This window comes from Bacillus sp. EB106-02-03-XG38 (assembly GCF_058792175.1).
On the sequence record NZ_JBYTED010000001.1, the window covers coordinates 1,149,960 to 1,166,530 of the forward strand.

Here is a 16,571-nt window from a genome sequence, read left to right on the forward strand (position 1 = left end):
AAATTAGACTTTTATAGGACCTTTCATTTTAATATTGCTTTATCAAATTCACTGGTGAATCTAGTACTTTACTACTTTTCACGTCATATAGTCCTATAGGCGTTACACGTATAAAAGGTAAGTGCGTCGCAGAAAAGAATAAAATGGTAAATGCCGGATCGTCATACGCGTAACCACGCTCTTGGAGTAGTTTCACCATCCGTTTCTCTTCCTGTATTAAATCACTCATTTTTAAATTAGACATAATCCCGAGCAATGGTAATGCGATTTCGTGTAATACTTCATTCTTTTCAGCTATTACCATTCCCCCGCCAAGCTCTTTTACTCTATGAAAAGCTGTAAGCATATCTTCTTTATTCTTCCCAATAAGAATGATGTCACCGGTACCAGAATATGAGCTAGCAAGTCCACCAAGTTCTTTCACAAAACCTTTGACAACTGTATTCACTCTCCACATACCGTCACGAGCAATCATCATAAGAAAACACTCATCATGATCTAGAGAAAGTTTATCACGGTTTAAATCAACATCAGTCGTGTAGGGTTTTGTTATAACGTTATTTAATAATTGTATACCCATTTTATGAGAAAAAATCATATCCTCTTTTTCTATGGACCAGTCTAATAATAATGGAGTTACTTTGAATTTACTCCAGTCTATTTGTACTGATTCATTTTTATTTACTCCGTCACGCTTCACCCATTTCCCCTTTGCAATTACACTTATTGGAACCGGATTTTCTTTACTTTCCAAAATATTAATATTAGCAATTCTACCTGTCGCAATTGAACCATGTAGATCTTCCATATTATAATAACGAGCGATATTATAGCTTGCCATATGATAAGCATCTATTATTGGCACTCCTTGTTTTATCGCGGTAGATATCATTACGTTTGTCATTCCATTTTCATAAAATGAAGGATGTGAGCCGTCTGTAGTAAGAATAAATCTATCAAACTGCTTTACTCCTAATCCCAACAATTCTTTCAGTAACACTTCTAAATCTGGGCGGATTGAAGAATTTCTTAAGGAAACCGTGTAACCTTGCATAAGACGAGCAAAAGCTTCCTGCCCTGTCATCGCTTCATGATCACAATCTGTACCTAACAATTTTAACTTCGCTAATGTCGTTTCTGATGCTCCTGGAAAATGCCCTTCTACTTTTTTATGTAATCGTTTCGTTTCCTGCACCCAATGTAACATTTCATCATCACCATGTAATAACTTCGGCCACGCTGTTAACTCGCCGCCTTGAAGAACTGCGTCATGCTTAAGCCACTCTATAATTTCTTCACGATTAAATAAAGATTCCCCGTTTTGCAATTCAGTTTGTCCATCAAAACGACACCACCAATACATACTCGCTGGAATCTTTTCAAATTCATCTAATAAACGAAATGCTTCTTCACGTTGTAATGTGAAAAATAAAGTTAAATTATCATTAATAAAAGTCGTCGTTCCAAATTGCATCGCATAATTTGTTAACGTTTCTGGATTATATAATTGATATGGATGTGCATGCGGTTCTATGTAACCGGGTACGACATACTTTCCTTCGCAATCAACAACTTCACACTCCGTTAATTGCCCTGGCAGCTGCTCCCCTACGTATACAATTCGATCATTATATATCCAAATGTGCGCTGTCATCCACTCGCGCATATAGGAATTTAAATAAGTTGCATTCTTAATTAAAGTGTGCGGACTTCTTTTGCCATCTATTACTTCAACATGTTCTCTTAATTGCTTGTTACTCCATCTAAACTGATTTTCTCCCAATGAATTTCACTCCACATCAATTTACTTTTATTTATTAAAATAAAAACAATTAACTAACTAAAGTATTCTCCATCCATAACTCCCCTGTATAGCCCCTATACCCTTCATTATATGGAATGATTGAAAAAATAACAATTTCCAAAATTCAAAACATACTTCTTTGATTCTCAATAAAAAAGGATGTCGTGTAACCGACATCCTTTTTTTATACTAAACTATACGATTGAATTACACTTGATGTCATACTATGAATGCTAATACTGTCCTTTAAAGCAGGATTCCATTCACATTCTTTTCATTTATTTCTTAAATTCAATTTGCATCATTTTATTAAACTGTGGAACAATATCGATCCCACCTATAGAGTTAACACTGATAGCCAATGTATGTTTGCCTCCAATTACTCCACCAGCAAAAGTTGTAAATCCAGGAATTCCTCCTCCGTGTCCCCAAACTGATACACCGTTAGGAAGTTTAGTCTCATAGATACCAAGGCCATATCCATCCCCAACCTCTTTTCCTTCTACAGGAACTGTAGTAAGCATTTCTTTTAGCTCGCGTTGCTTTAGTAACTTACCACCGAGTAAAGATGAAAAGAACTTATTTAAATCGTCCGCATTAGAAATCATATCTCCAGCTGCATTAGCTAAACTCGGATTATAATCAGTCATGTCTTTCAACTCACTTTCCCCGTCAATTTTCACATATCCCCGAGCATGATTCTTTCCTGGGATGACGGGCGAATTACCTGGTAAAAACGTATTTGATAGGTTCAAAGGCTCAATAATGCGCTTTTCAATTTCTTCTGCATAACTATTACCAGTTATTTTTTCAATTAGCATTCCTAGTATTACGTATCCTGTGTTTGAATACAACCAACCTTTACCTGGCGAAAAATCTGGAGGTAGAGCGAGTCCTATCTTTACTATTTCTTCTGCTACATACGTTTTCTTTGAATTCATTATGTCAGCGTCTTTTGATTTTAAGTATTCAGCTATACCACTCGTATGATTCAAAAGTTGACGTATCGTAATTTGATTGCCATCATACCCATTTCCTTGAATGAGGCCTGGCAGCCACTTTTCAATTGAATCGTCAAGTTGCAAACGATTTTCACCTACTAATTGAAGAACAGTCGTGGCAGTAAAAGTCTTCGTCACACTACCAATCCGAAAGCGATAGTCCGATTTCATCGGTTTCTTTGTACTTAAATCTGCAACGCCAGCAGTGTAACTACTAGTTTTTCCGTTATTATACGCCTTTGCTAGTATCCCTGTAGCGCCAAGCTGTACTGTTTCCTCCATTACTCGTTTCAAACTATTTCGATTCTTTTGATCATGCACTTGTGATGGACTAGATATATTTTGAGCTGAATCTGCCTTCAAAGTAAAACCAGGTGCGAATATAGTAGTACCCGCTAATAAAACTGTCAAACTTGCTAACTTAATTGAATTACATTTTTTCATAATCTTCTCTCCTCTATTCATATCGTATTGATTCAAGTTATACTTTCATCCTAAATGATAAAACTCTCTTTTTTCTTATCCATTCCTTACGAAATACTTACTTTCAAAATTTGGCGACCAGATGAGAAAAAATTATGTATGGAAATAAAAAAAGAACGTGTTTTCATTTATAAACACGTTCTTTTAAGCACTCTATTAACTTTTACCATCCTGCGCTAGCGTTCATACCATTTCCTATAATAGTAAGAAGTAATGGCCACAGTACTGGTCCTAACGTAAGAAATAGATTGAGCAGTATAAGTATTCTATATATCCCAGTAATATTATGATTTTTACGATTAACAAATACTAGAAAAACTAATAATATTATGGTCGTTACAAATAAAAGTAACACTAACAACCAATACCAAACCATTAAACTGAGACTCCATGGCTGTAATAGCTCGTGTACAATACCAAATGTGATTCCCAATACTGCAAAACTAAAAGTAGTAACCGTTGCTTTAATAAACAATTTACTTAATTTTTTATCATATGTATACTTACAATATAAATCTATTATCGTGTATAAAGATATAAATGCCATTAATACACCTACCCAAGACAATAACCAGTCTCCGCCTCCTCTAACTAACATAAATAGAAACCAACACATCCCTACTACAGAAAAAATAAAGGAAAGAAGTATGTTTTTCAATACTGGTTTCATTCTATTTTCACACCCTTACAAAAATTTAAAAATAAATTATATTTTTTTATTTACATGCTACTCGTAATTGATTTATCTCTTTTTCATTCTATATTGATGAAGTGAAGATAACCTCAAAAAAATTCAACGAGCAATACTCTACTAAGGCTACTTTTTTCCATTGGTAGAGATATAAAAAAGTAAGTATACATTATCATATAATTAAATATAAGTAAATAAAATTAATTTACAGTTAATTTTATTTACTTATATTAACGTCACCCTTTCCCGTCTCGCTCTATCCATCGTACAGTCTTCTCTATATCTAACTCTGTATATGTCTTTTCTCCATATCGGACAGACTCATATATCGGAATAATATCTCTCGTTCTACAAATTCTCGTTAACCATTGTTGCATCGTTTCATAAGACCTTCTCTGTTCGTGAAATGGTAAAGTTCTTTCCCATTCCACTAACGTTTTTCTTATCGTATCTTTAGGTAACGGCTGTTCAAACTGATGCTTCACTTTCTTGTTCTTTTCGGTTCTATCCATATTTTCTTTTGTTATCGATTGTTTATCCTTTTGTATTTCTGATTTTGTTACCTTTTTCCTCATTAATTTATAAAAAGCATATAGAATAACTAATGCAATAATTACATAAAAAACGACACTAATCCATGCATTTGAAAGAACAGAGAATATGTCTCCCCATGAACTTTTCTTTTCGAAACCTTTAAATTTTTTACCCGTCGTTGTTTTTTCACCATTATCTGTCACTTTCTTTAATTCTGAAAGTTAAGAATTATTTTTTCGAATTATAACACATCAAGTTAAAAGTAAATATATTCCTATCAAAATAAAATAGATGACCCTAGCACTATAAGCTAAAGTCACCTTTTTCATTATATTATTTTACTAACTCTCCATTATAAGCTTTTATATCTAAAGGAGCAGTTAAAAACTGTTTTACCTTACTAACGAAAGATGTGAAGTGTTCACTCGTATTATGACTCGCAACTGCCTCTGCATCTTTCCATACTTCTACCATTGTATATACATTTTCTTTTTCTGTATCTTTATAAAGGTCATACGAAATATTTCCACTTTCTTCTCTTGAACTATGAATGAGCGGACGAATTTCTTCTAAAAATGATTGTTGTTTTGCTGGATCTACTTGAAATATTGCGTGAATAATAATCATGGTGTTTCCCCTTTCATATCCCACTTATTTCTGTATTTATAAAATTACTTCCACTCAGCAACTTTTTCAATTGGAAGACGAACTGATTGGTATCCACTGTCAGCAGCTTTTCCGATTGAAATTAACATAACTGGTACGTGACGTTCTTTATCTAATCCGAAAGCTTCTGCAATTTGGTCTTTTTCAAATCCGCCAATTGGACAAGTGTCATAACCGTGAGCACGAGCTGCTAGCATAAATTGCATTGCTACAAGACCACCGTCAATTAGTACTGTATCTTTCATGACTTCTGGTGTAACCATTGAGAAGTAAGCTGAAAGTTTTTTCATTTGATCTTCTTTTACTTCTGCCGGCATTAAACCGCGCTCTACAGCTGTACCGTAAATTTCTTCCGCGTTATCAAAGTTGTTTAAATCACCAAATACAGCAATCATTGCTGAAGATGTTTCTACTTGAGATTGATTGAATTTCGCTAGTGGCGCAAGTGTTGCTTTCGCTTCTTCACTTTCAATTACTAAAAATCTCCATGGTTGCATGTTTACAGATGATGGTGCAAGTGTTGCTTCTGTAAGAATTTCTGTCATTTCTTCTTTGCTAATTTTCACTGATGTGTCGTACTTACGAATTGAACGGCGTCCTGTTAAAATTTCGTTAAAATCATTTGTTTTTACTGAGTTAGTCATAGTTGTATTCTCCCTTTTTTATAATTCTTTTATATTTTCTTGAATGTGATTTAACATATTTAAAAGATTATCGCGTTCTTCCTCACTTAATCCTTTAAATGCAGATGCTGCAAAACGTTCTTTTTCCTCTTGAAATGCTTGAATTTTATTTCGTCCCTCTTCAGTAAGAGAAACTAATGTAATTCTGTTATCTTCAGGATTTTTACGTCTTACTATCATTTCATTTGCCTCAAGCTGCTTTAAATGCCTTGTTATCGCAGCGTTATCAATATTCACTTCTTGTTGAAGTGCTTTTTGACTAATTTCACCTACTTCATATAACTGAAGTATAAGCTCTAGTCTAGATTGACTCATACCCGTACACCCTTCAAATTTCGAACTTACTTCTTTATTTAAAAAGTGTAATTTATATAAAATAATCGCTTCTTTTGAGCATGAACTTGTCAAACTATCCCTCCTTTACACGCAAAACAAAAACGTTTGATGTATCAATAGTTGATATGTCAATTAATATAATCTATATCGATTTAGAATGCAAGCATTTTGTTTTTATTTATATTTTTCCAAATTAAGGCGCTTTGTCACGTTACAAAAAATGTTAATTGCACTATAATAGTACTAATTTAGATGACTGGAGAGTGATTGGAATGCGGCAATACACAAATAGAAATGAGGAATTAAAAATGGAAAATGAAATGAGGATATTCACATATGACAACAATAAATATAGGGATTGTCGCGCACGTAGACGCTGGCAAGACGAGTTTGACTGAGCGTATTCTTTATGAAACGAATGTGATTAAAGAAATTGGCCGAGTAGATAGTGGTAATACGCAAACTGACTCAATGGAATTAGAAAGACAACGCGGAATTACGATTAAAGCATCTGTCGTCTCTTTCTATATTAATGACTTAAAAGTAAATGTCATTGATACACCTGGACACGCTGATTTTATAGCTGAAGTGGAGCGATCATTCCGTGTTCTAGACGGTGCAATTTTAGTTATTTCTGCCGTTGAAGGTGTGCAAGCGCAAACAAAAATTTTAATGCGAACATTACAGAAACTAAACATACCGACTATTTTATTCGTTAATAAAATTGATCGTAGTGGCGCAAATACTGAAAAAGTTATGAAACAAATAAAAGAGGTTCTTTCAAATGAAGCATTTCCCTTCTATTCTGTCCTAAACGAAGGAACGGAAGGAGCCCGAATCATTGAATACAAATCATATGACGACTGTATGGAACTGTTAGTACCATATAATGAATCATTACTTGAATCATATGTAAATGACGAAATCGTACCGGACACATTATTAAGAGAAGAACTCATTAAACAAATAGCGCAAGCAAATGTGTACCCGATCTTTTTCGGATCAGCCATGACAGGTATGGGTGTAACTGAGCTGTTCGAAAATATTCCAGCCTTATTTCCAGCTAATAAGCCTGCTGAAAATGAAACATTATCCGGTGTTGTGTTTAAAATTGAACGTGAACCTTCTGGGGAAAAGATTGCATATGTAAGAATTTTTTCTGGTCGTTTACACGTTAGAAAATATGTTCATATACAGCATGATGAAGCTCAAGCACATAAAGAAAAGATTAAGAAAATATGCCTATTTGATAACGGAAATGCTGTTCAAGCTTCTATCGTTCCTAGCGGAGAATTTTGCAAAGTGTGGGGACTTAGTGATATTAAAATTGGTGATATTATCGGTGAACGGACTGATTATATAAAAGATATTCACTTTGCCGAACCACAAATGGAAGCTGCTATTGAAGCATTACCAAAAGAACGAATTCATGATTTATACGCTGCACTTATGGAACTATGCGAAGAAGATCCACTCATTAAAGTGTGGAAAGATGATATTTATAATGAACTATATATTCGCCTTTTCGGTGAAATACAAAAAGAAGTAATTGAAACAACACTTTTGGAGAAATATAATTTGCAGGTGACTTTCTCAAATACGCGTGTCGTATGTATTGAGAAACCAATTGGCATAGGGAATAGCGTTGAAGTAATGGGCGAAAAAGCGAATCCATTTTACGCAACAATTGGCTTTAAAACCGAACGTGGTGAACTTAATTCTGGCATAACATATAAGTTAGGTGTTGAACTTGGATCACTTCCATTAGCATTTCATAAAGCAATTGAAGATACTGTATTTCAAACGTTAAAACAAGGTTTGTACGGATGGGAAGTTACGGACATGATCGTCACGTTAACCCATACAGGTTATGCTAGTCCTGTTACAACAGCGAGTGACTTTAGAAACTTAACACCACTCGTTTTAATGAATGCTTTAAAGCAAGCTGAAACATGTGTATATGAACCAGTAAACGATTTTGAATTGAATGTACCGGAGCATGCAATTAGTACTGCGATGTATAAATTAGCTGTTATTCCAGCAACTTTTAGCGAGTCTTTATTCAATAATGACTCCTACCATTTAACAGGATCGTTACCTGTTGCGAAAACGGAGAACTTTAAGCGAATGCTTCATTCATTCACTGAAGGAGAAGGCATTTTTACAACGAAGCCATCTGGTTACAAAGAACTGAAGGCTCCCTTCCCTACTCGAAAACGTGTTGATTATAATCCGCTGAATCGTAAGGATTATTTGCTTCATGTGCTTAAGGCTTATTAAATACAAAAAGAGGTGCAAATTGCACCTCTTTTGCATGTATTGATAGGTTAGTTTGTCCTAACAACTTCTTTAAGCTTTTCTATTATTTTCGCTATCGCTTCAATTGAATCCTCTGTTTCAAATTCTCCAACATTTACAGAATGATTTGCATTTTTGACAACTTCAATCTGTAAATTCGTCTTATGTAACTGATCGATTTGATCTGCATTGTATTGGTGATCTTTATCTCCAATTACTAAAAGCCCTTCGTGATCACTATGCAGGATCGAATCAAAACTGGGATCAAAAGTTAGTAATGGTGTAAATAATATCATGTTTGATTGTAAGTATTCTTCCCTCTTCATTAAATCATTTGCAATCGGAATGGTTCCAAGTGATTTCCCTAAAAATATAATATCGTTGTATTGCTCACCTTTTAATACTTCCTTTATTACAGGATTAATATCATCCATCATTATTTTTGTTACTTCTTCTATTGGTTTATTCATTACTTGTTCGTCGTAAGAATAATGAATATGTACTACATCTATTTTATGTTCAAGCATTAACATCGTCGCATAATAAAATAACGGTTTATCATAATTGTATCCTGAACCTGAGAACATAAAACATATCCTATTAGAACCTTTTTCAATATGTGTATACGGAATTACTTTTCCGTCTATATGAATCTCTTTTTTAGTCCCCTTCACCCTTTTCCCTCCGCATACATTTACTTTTGTAAAACGATATGTTCTGTATGAACTAATACATCCTTTACTTTCTCTTTTATAAACGCTGGCTGTAAGTTATATGTATCTAACTCTTCTACAGGCACCCACTTAAAGAAATATGTTCTACCTTCTTCTTCCAAAATATATTGCTCTGCCCCATTTGCAGGTAATTGCTGCAGCTCTACTTCATAATAAAAACTAATTTCATGAAACTTTCGTTTAGAAAGTGTAAAGAAATTTTCTACTGACCATATTAATTTCTTTACCTCAATAGGAACGGCTAACTCTTCAGCAAGCTCTCGTTTTAACGCATCTTCACTATTTTCTAGCACTTTTACTCTTCCACCTGGTACGTACCAAAAATCTTCACCGTCACCTTGCAAAATGAGTATTTTATTATCCTGTTTACAAATTGCTCCGACGCGATAATTAAAACATGTTTCTTCAACTTTAAATGTTAGATCCACTATCTTTTTACCACCTTTACATAGTTTTGGATTAAGAGATAAAACAATTGTAATTGCAAGTAAGTACAATAAAAAACTATTTTCACAAGCACTTTACCTAATTACACACTATCATTAATAAATTAAGATTACTAAATCTACTCATACCTTTCAATATTTTTAGATAAAAACCACTATTCTAACTATTTACCTATTACTTTTTGTTAACTAACTTGTTGTAATAAATAAAAATAATAATCTACATCACACAACAACAAGTTGAATATTCTTAATTTTTTATATTGTTTCTTTTATTATTATCAATTAATATATATATGGAAGAATAGTGGATATTTGGATATATCTACCTCAGTAAAAACAATATTGTTTCATGGGGGGAAATATGTGTTTACTAAATGGAAAATAGGAATGATTACTTCTCTTCTTGCTTTTACAGCATTTACATCTGTGATTTCTGCTGAAGAGAAACCAAAAGATCAGCCAAAATGGGAAGAGTGGATAAAGGAAAATGCACATAAATTAAACGAACCAAATGCACAGACAAATGAAGATTTATCCTTTTTAAAAGAAAAAGTAAAGGATAAACGAATTGTTCTACTTGGTGAAAGTACACATGGGGCCAAGGAAATAAACCAATCAAAGGTACGTATGATTAAGTATTTACATGAAGAAATGGGATATGATGTTATTGCATTTGAAACAGGATTCGCGGAAGCAAATGCTGTAAATCAAAGCCTCGATCAATTAACTGCTTTGCAGGCTATGAAAAAATCTTTATATGGTGTTTGGCATACCGAAGAAATTTTAGAGCTATTTCAATATTTAAAAGATCAAAAAGAAAAAGGAACACCTCTTATATTAACAGGGTTTGATGCACAGTTCAGGTGGTATTCTTATTTCCCTGAGTTTGCAAAAGAATGGTTAGAAAAAATTAATCCTGAAATTGCTAATGATATAGAAAAGGCTCATACAGAATTACTTAATATTGAGGAAAAAATTGAATCTAAAGATAATAAGTACCCATACGAACAATATAAAGCGGAAGTTCAGCAAGTAATAGTGAAATATGAAAAAATTAAAACGTTTGTTCAACAACATAAATCCGAATTAAATAAGATAGCTCCATCAAATACATATGATGTAAATCTATTAGAAAAGACTATTAGTATACGCATTGATACAATTAAAACACTCCAAGATGCTGCTGTAAAAGAAAAAAACTTTATTTATCCAACAAACTTTAAACTTACAGATCTATCATTTTATATTCGAGATCAAAAGATGGGACAAGCTTTAGCTTGGTTGAGTGATATTCAATACAAAAATAAAAAAATTATTGTATGGGGACATAACTATCATATCCGAAAACAAAATTCAAAAATGATACTTGATTGGACCAAATCCCAACAATACAATTTTAAAGCACCGAATATGATTGATTATTTACCTCAACGGATAAAAGATCAAATGTACACAATTGGCGTATATGCATATAGCGGAGAGAGTTGGGATAGTAGTAATCTTAATAAAATAGTCCCTATTGATACAGACCACGCTGAACAAAGTATCGAGAATATATTAAGAAAATCTCAAAATCCTAATGTATTTGTTGATTTAAAAGGTGAAAGCAATCGTCCTGAAACATCTTGGATGTTTACTCCTACTACTGCAAGACACTGGGGTCTTCAAAAATTCGAAGAAATTTTGAAGCCGATTGAACAATACGATGGCATATTATGGCTAGACTGCATTTCAACATCGCAATATAAATAAGGAAAAGGAAAAGCGTACACTTTCGCTATGGATAAGTGTGCGCTTTTATAGTCATAATAACTACTAACTTTAGAAATTAATAGAATATATATAATAAATGATATCATCCCTTAAATCAAATCATTCTAACAGTACCCTACTAATTTGGCTTTCTTTTTACCACTTCTCTAATAATACACTCTCCCTCTTTCCTGAAATACCTGCTTTAAATTCCCATTCACCCACGCTCTTCATCCACTCATACACATCTGTAACTGTATGTTCTAACCTTCTAAAAGTAAGTCCTTCTTTAACAGCACTTTCAATATTAATAGAAAAACCACCTTTCCAAGGCTTCGTCTCACCTTCTAATGAAAAAGTTTCTGGAAGCCATATTGGCATCTCTGTCCAAGGCTGTACTTTATGTTCATTCATAAATGATTCATCTACCCAAACGAATGCAGCATCACTATTCGTAACCTTTTTACAAGTATTTAATAGCTCTTCCATTGTCAATTCATAATTTGGACCTGTAACATTGAATATACCTGCTTTATTGTTTTCTGCCATGTTTAGTCCCCAGTTTGCGACGTCTTTTATATCAACTACCTGCACTGGGCGGTCTTTTCTTCCTGGAACTAACACTTTTCCTCCCTTTGCTACACGCCCAATCCAGTATGGAAGCCGGTCTGTATAATCAAACATTCCTGAAAGAAGTCCTGCTCTTACGTGTAAAACACGCCCTGGCCAATACTTCTCTGCTTCTTTTTCACACAATACTTTCAGCGCACCGTAATACTCATAAGGAGAAACTTCACCATTCTCTACAGCCTTTATTTGATCACCCGTTGGTTCCGGTTGTAATAAATAATCTTCTTTTATTTGATGCGGAATCCAATCTTTGTATACAGAAAGACTTGAGATGAATATATAATGCTTTATATTATCATGTAATGCTTCTCTAACATTTCTAATATGATGCGGAGAAAATCCACACGTATCTACGACAACGTCCCATTTTCGATTTTCTAAACTTGAAACATCATCATTTCTGTCACCGATTAACTGCTCTACTTCAGGAAAAATTTCTTTATTCGTTCCGCGATTAAATAATGTAACTTCATGCCCTCTTTTTATAGCTTCTTCTACAAAAGCTCTTCCTAAAAATCTTGTACCACCTAGAATTAGAATCTTCATAGTTCTCCCCCATTCGTGATTAAAAATCCTTTCTTGTTTTAAACGATTTTTTGCTGTGAAAAGTTACGGGGTTATTCTAACTTTTTCTACAAGTTCAACATATGTAATTTCCATTTCATATATAATTAAAATATCGCATATTTGATTAATCACTTATACATACTTAGGTAGGTGAACAATATGAATAGAAACATAATTTATCATTCAACATTATGTATTTATCTTCTCACATCACTTATTTATATCATCTTACTGAACATAGAAAATGGTCGTAATTATTTAGGGTTTACGATGGTTATTCCGCTTTTAGCTGCTATTTTATATCAGAAATTATATAATAAACAAAAAATAGTTCATACATTTGGAATTTCACGTCCAAAAATAAGAACTTTGATTTTCTCCATTTTATTCCCAATACTTCTAGGTCTATGTCTGCATTTCTATTTTTATATTTATAATATAAAATTCTTATTTAATCATTATAATGAATTGAGATTTCTCCTACTCATTGGTCTTACTATTGCTGCTTTGTCTGCATTTTTAGAAGAAATCATATGGCGTGGAAATTTTCATTACCATTTACGAAAAAAATATTCATTAAAACAAACAGCAATCATTACTGCATCGCTTTGGTCTATATGGCATTTACCAGTATCAATCTTTTATAAAAATTATGAATTATGGTTTGTAGGAATATTAAGCTATCTCTCGTTATTATTTATAGTATCTATAATTTTGACGTATACGAGAGAGTATAGCCATTCTGTGATAACACCTGCAATTTTACATGGTATGTTTAATGTATTTTATTTAACAGATGGAGTAGAAACAAAATGGGATATTAGCCTAATGGAATTAATTAAATTTATCTTGCTGGTAATTGTGTTTGGCATGATGTATCTAATACATCGAAAAGTTAAAAGTACCTAAACAAATTATAAAGTACTTCAACACCTATTCAATAATCGTATAGGTGTTGAAGTTTTCTAATCTTAGTTAATACAACACTTTTTTCTATCATGAAGAACAAAAAAAGTTTAACTAAACCTTTCATTCTTGTTTTTATAAAAATAACTATATTAATCTTTTAAATAAGGAAGTATGCACTCTTTAATTAACTTCCATCTATCCTCTGCATTCGGTATGACTTCAGAAGCAATCACTACCACCAGTTCCTTCTCTGGTACGCAGCAAATCACATTCCCACCATCACCCATTGCACAGTATGAAAAGATTCCATCCTCTTCTCGTAACCACCATAAGTAACAATATTGATTTTGGTTCATTTCTGTCGATTCTTTTATCCATGATTTTGATAGTATTTGCTTTCCATTATGAATACCTTCATTCAAATACAGCTGTCCAAACTTAGCCATATCTTTAACTGTTAACGTTAGTCCCCAGCCACCTGTCGAAATACCACTTGGATCGTGAACCCATCCCTTTACATCTTTTCCAAATAAGTCATCAAATCCAAATGCCTTCATATCGTAGTTTGGAATTTCTCTCATACCGATAGGCTGGAATAGGTATTCATTCGCAAACTCACGAGCACTTTTTCCTGTTACACTCGTAATAATTGCTGATAATACGTGAGCTCCTGCAGATGAATATTTAAATAATCCAATTTCTCCGCCTTGTCCGATTCTATTTAACGTATATTGTACCCAATCCTTTTGTGTACATAGTTCTTCTAACGGTTCCTGCCAGTCTACAAAAGGATGTGGAGCCGTCATCGTAAGAAGATGTCGCACTGTTATTTCAGATGAATGAACGTTATATTCCGGGAAAAATTCTATTACTTTTTGATCAACGTTTTCTATATACTTTTTATCTACACATATCCCAATTAACGCAGAAATAATCGTTTTTGTGACTGACGCTACATGAAACGCATTATCTGGACAGTAACCATTATAATAATTTTCAAAAACAACATTGCCTCTCTGTACTACTAACACCCCATTCATATTTTTGTATTCTTCTTTTATAATTAGATCTAACTTTTCAGCAGTTTTCATTATTCATTCCCCTTTAATCCATGATTAAAAAGGTTCGAGAGGTACATATATATCAACTATATGTTTCTTTTCCGGGTGCTGCCTTGGGTCATTTTTATACATTTCAAAAGGATACGAATCTCTCGGTTTATATCCGCTATTTGGAAGCCACTCACCATATAAGAATTCCCATGCTCCTTTATATTCATCTTGGAATATTTCAAAATGACCTACCGCATACTTGCCTGAAGGTATTACCATGATTCCAATGTCGCTCGTTTCAACTGCGGACTCATTCGGAATTGTTATACATAAACTAGTTCTTAAATGATTGTCCTCAGTAAATTCATGATGATCGTGGTAAATGGTTAATACTTTCGTATCCTCGAATACATAGTAATTTTGCTTCGATGCGTAATGAAATAGTTTCTCTATCATTTTTGGAAAAGCAATCGTTAACTCTTCATATGTACCGATATGCCTTATGTATGCGACGTGTATATCGTATACTGATACAATCTCAACATTTCCTCGAACCTTCTTACATTCATTGTATTGAGAAGATTTCCTTACGTCTTTGCAATTCTTGCTATTATCGTTTCGATATTGAGATGGACTTACACCGTAATAATTTTTAAATGTACGGGAGAAAACTGCTGAATCTGTAAAACCAAAATGGTAAGCGATATCCGTAATCGTCATATCTGTGCGATATGTAAGTAGATTTGTTGCCCTTTCTAACTTTAATCGGTTTACATACCGTGATAATGGCTCGTCTACTATACCTTTAAAAATCCGATGAAAATGAAACTTTGAAAATCCTGCTACATCCGCTAACTCTTCAATTAAAAGTGAATCATTTATGTGCGATTCTATATAATCTTGCACTTTATAAATGCGTCGTAAGTATTCATCTCTACTTTGTTTACTCTCCATACTTTTATCTCCTCACAACAAAAAGGCTAACGTTAAGCTAGCCTACTTTTACACATTTTTCAAAAACAAAACTCTACTACCGCCGTTCCCATCATAATTTGTATGTACCGATACACCCTCTACCTCATCATCCCCAGCTTCAATTCGAAAACCAATTTCTTGATGAAACAGTATCGACTTTTTGTTAATTGGTGACGTAATTGCTTTTACAACTTTACGGTTATTTGCACGAGCGATATCAAAGAAATAAGAATACAATGTCGATGCGATTCCTCTTCTTCTATACTTCGGATTTACACCAATAAAATGAACATATGCTTCATCTTTATATGTTTGTGAAAAGAATCCGCATAAGAAACCTAACGTTTCGCCATCTTCTTCAATGATAAAACTCGTTTCTTGAAAGTGAACGAAAAACAATTTTGGCAACATGTCAGCCATGTCTCTCCCGCCCCACCAATCATTTAAAACAGAATGAATCTTTACATAATCTTCCCCTTGGATGTTTCTTACTTGCATATATTTCTCCCTCTCACTCACTTCATTTTTTCATATATTTTAATTACGGTTTCTACTAATAGAATGAATACCCAAATCCCGCAAAATACTAGAACAGACTGGAATATCGATCCAATTATCATAACACCAACTGCACCTGTTATTGAAAAAGATATTCCACCAAGCCCTGGATCCTGTATAAATGCTCCAGCAGAAAAAGCGGTTATAATTGATACTATTAAATAAATCACACTCATTATTTTTAATATTTTTATAGAAAGATACGAAGTTTGTTCTTGCTCCACTTGTGATAATTCGATTTCCCCGCTTTCAATTCCTTTTTGCAAACAGTCTTCACATAAAAATTCTTCCTTTATTTTTTTACCCCCATGCAATGTACCTGTTATTTCTTTACATCTTGAACATTTTCGATTTATCATGTTGTTACCACTCCAATCTATTAAGATTATACTTATATCATTCTTCATTTACCTTAATATCCCTTTTATGTATTTTATAGAGAAAGGTCG

General features: G+C 33.4%; 16 protein-coding genes and 1 pseudogene. 3 read left to right on the forward strand and 14 right to left on the reverse strand.

Features of this window, described 5'->3' with window-relative positions; genetic code table 11:
- Positions 1-28: 28 nt before the first annotated feature.
- The 7 genes and pseudogenes from AC3WTI_RS05930 to AC3WTI_RS05960 form a co-directional block, all read right to left on the reverse strand.
- Positions 29-1,783, reverse strand: a complete 1,755-nt coding sequence (locus AC3WTI_RS05930; RefSeq protein WP_087955857.1) for an adenine deaminase — start codon at positions 1,781-1,783, stop codon at positions 29-31.
- Between the two features lie 299 nt (positions 1,784-2,082).
- Positions 2,083-3,249 carry a serine hydrolase domain-containing protein gene (locus AC3WTI_RS05935; protein WP_087955855.1) on the reverse strand — a complete coding sequence of 389 codons (1,167 nt, stop codon included), beginning with the start codon at positions 3,247-3,249 and terminating at the stop codon, positions 2,083-2,085.
- Positions 3,250-3,451: 202 nt separating this feature from the next.
- Entirely contained in the window at positions 3,452-3,958 is a 507-nt protein-coding gene (locus AC3WTI_RS05940; RefSeq protein WP_097841255.1) for a DUF3902 family protein, read from the reverse strand.
- A 257-nt stretch (positions 3,959-4,215) separates the two neighbouring features.
- Positions 4,216-4,662 (reverse strand): annotated as a pseudogene (locus tag AC3WTI_RS05945) (signal peptidase II); the annotation flags it as partial.
- A gap of 184 nt (positions 4,663-4,846) precedes the next feature.
- Entirely contained in the window at positions 4,847-5,140 is a 294-nt protein-coding gene (locus AC3WTI_RS05950; protein WP_097841254.1) for a putative quinol monooxygenase, read from the reverse strand.
- A 44-nt stretch (positions 5,141-5,184) separates the two neighbouring features.
- Positions 5,185-5,823, reverse strand: coding sequence for a nitroreductase family protein (locus tag AC3WTI_RS05955; protein WP_097841253.1), 639 nt, complete (start codon positions 5,821-5,823; stop codon positions 5,185-5,187).
- Positions 5,824-5,841: 18 nt separating this feature from the next.
- Positions 5,842-6,270, reverse strand: a complete 429-nt coding sequence (locus AC3WTI_RS05960; RefSeq protein ID WP_000204177.1) for a MarR family winged helix-turn-helix transcriptional regulator — start codon at positions 6,268-6,270, stop codon at positions 5,842-5,844.
- A gap of 264 nt (positions 6,271-6,534) precedes the next feature.
- On the opposite strand from AC3WTI_RS05960, the gene AC3WTI_RS05965 reads away from it, so the two are divergent.
- Complete coding sequence (locus AC3WTI_RS05965; RefSeq protein WP_097841252.1) at positions 6,535-8,478, forward strand: elongation factor G; 1,944 nt, start codon at positions 6,535-6,537, stop codon at positions 8,476-8,478.
- A 47-nt stretch (positions 8,479-8,525) separates the two neighbouring features.
- Here the strand turns inward: AC3WTI_RS05965 and AC3WTI_RS05970 are convergent, their stop codons facing one another.
- Together AC3WTI_RS05970 and AC3WTI_RS05975 are read right to left on the reverse strand one after the other, a co-directional pair.
- Positions 8,526-9,170 carry an alpha/beta family hydrolase gene (locus AC3WTI_RS05970; RefSeq protein ID WP_097841251.1) on the reverse strand — a complete coding sequence of 215 codons (645 nt, stop codon included), beginning with the start codon at positions 9,168-9,170 and terminating at the stop codon, positions 8,526-8,528.
- A 20-nt stretch (positions 9,171-9,190) separates the two neighbouring features.
- On the reverse strand, positions 9,191-9,658 hold the full coding sequence (locus tag AC3WTI_RS05975; RefSeq protein ID WP_087955803.1) for an NUDIX hydrolase: 468 nt from the start codon (positions 9,656-9,658) through the stop codon (positions 9,191-9,193).
- A gap of 384 nt (positions 9,659-10,042) precedes the next feature.
- Here AC3WTI_RS05975 and AC3WTI_RS05980 point away from each other — a divergent pair, with 384 nt between their 5' ends.
- Entirely contained in the window at positions 10,043-11,431 is a 1,389-nt protein-coding gene (locus AC3WTI_RS05980; protein ID WP_087955802.1) for an erythromycin esterase family protein, read from the forward strand.
- Positions 11,432-11,587: 156 nt separating this feature from the next.
- Here AC3WTI_RS05980 and AC3WTI_RS05985 read toward each other — a convergent pair whose 3' ends face one another.
- The gene (locus AC3WTI_RS05985; RefSeq protein WP_098903195.1) at positions 11,588-12,607 is read right to left on the reverse strand and encodes an SDR family oxidoreductase; all 1,020 of its coding nucleotides are present in this window, start codon (positions 12,605-12,607) and stop codon (positions 11,588-11,590) included.
- Between the two features lie 291 nt (positions 12,608-12,898).
- Between AC3WTI_RS05985 and AC3WTI_RS05990 the strand changes: the two genes are divergently transcribed.
- Positions 12,899-13,537, forward strand: a complete 639-nt coding sequence (locus tag AC3WTI_RS05990) for a CPBP family intramembrane glutamic endopeptidase (RefSeq protein WP_301290738.1) — start codon at positions 12,899-12,901, stop codon at positions 13,535-13,537.
- A gap of 149 nt (positions 13,538-13,686) precedes the next feature.
- On the opposite strand, the gene AC3WTI_RS05995 is transcribed toward AC3WTI_RS05990, so the two are convergent.
- From AC3WTI_RS05995 to AC3WTI_RS06010, 4 genes are read right to left on the reverse strand one after another with little or no spacing between them, the layout of a single operon-like run.
- Complete coding sequence (locus tag AC3WTI_RS05995) at positions 13,687-14,628, reverse strand: serine hydrolase domain-containing protein (RefSeq protein WP_097841249.1); 942 nt, start codon at positions 14,626-14,628, stop codon at positions 13,687-13,689.
- 24 nt (positions 14,629-14,652) lie between these two features.
- Positions 14,653-15,543 carry an AraC family transcriptional regulator gene (locus tag AC3WTI_RS06000; RefSeq protein ID WP_097841248.1) on the reverse strand — a complete coding sequence of 297 codons (891 nt, stop codon included), beginning with the start codon at positions 15,541-15,543 and terminating at the stop codon, positions 14,653-14,655.
- Positions 15,544-15,591: 48 nt separating this feature from the next.
- Positions 15,592-16,062, reverse strand: a complete 471-nt coding sequence (locus AC3WTI_RS06005; RefSeq protein WP_097841247.1) for a GNAT family N-acetyltransferase — start codon at positions 16,060-16,062, stop codon at positions 15,592-15,594.
- Positions 16,063-16,079: 17 nt separating this feature from the next.
- The gene (locus AC3WTI_RS06010; protein ID WP_097841278.1) at positions 16,080-16,481 is read right to left on the reverse strand and encodes a DUF3980 domain-containing protein; all 402 of its coding nucleotides are present in this window, start codon (positions 16,479-16,481) and stop codon (positions 16,080-16,082) included.
- Between the last annotated feature and the right edge of the window lie 90 nt (positions 16,482-16,571).

Coding starts and splice junctions, on each gene's coding strand:
- AC3WTI_RS05965 (WP_097841252.1), top strand. CDS start 6,535: ATGACAACAATAAATATAGGGATTGTCGCGCACGTAGACGCTGGCAAG.
- AC3WTI_RS05955 (WP_097841253.1), bottom strand. CDS start 5,823: ATGACTAACTCAGTAAAAACAAATGATTTTAACGAAATTTTAACAGGA.
- AC3WTI_RS05990 (WP_301290738.1), top strand. CDS start 12,899: ATGGTTATTCCGCTTTTAGCTGCTATTTTATATCAGAAATTATATAAT.
- AC3WTI_RS06010 (WP_097841278.1), bottom strand. CDS start 16,481: ATGATAAATCGAAAATGTTCAAGATGTAAAGAAATAACAGGTACATTG.
- AC3WTI_RS05950 (WP_097841254.1), bottom strand. CDS start 5,140: ATGATTATTATTCACGCAATATTTCAAGTAGATCCAGCAAAACAACAA.
- AC3WTI_RS06000 (WP_097841248.1), bottom strand. CDS start 15,543: ATGGAGAGTAAACAAAGTAGAGATGAATACTTACGACGCATTTATAAA.
- AC3WTI_RS05940 (WP_097841255.1), bottom strand. CDS start 3,958: ATGAAACCAGTATTGAAAAACATACTTCTTTCCTTTATTTTTTCTGTA.
- AC3WTI_RS05935 (WP_087955855.1), bottom strand. CDS start 3,249: ATGAAAAAATGTAATTCAATTAAGTTAGCAAGTTTGACAGTTTTATTA.
- AC3WTI_RS06005 (WP_097841247.1), bottom strand. CDS start 16,062: ATGCAAGTAAGAAACATCCAAGGGGAAGATTATGTAAAGATTCATTCT.
- AC3WTI_RS05995 (WP_097841249.1), bottom strand. CDS start 14,628: ATGAAAACTGCTGAAAAGTTAGATCTAATTATAAAAGAAGAATACAAA.
- AC3WTI_RS05985 (WP_098903195.1), bottom strand. CDS start 12,607: ATGAAGATTCTAATTCTAGGTGGTACAAGATTTTTAGGAAGAGCTTTT.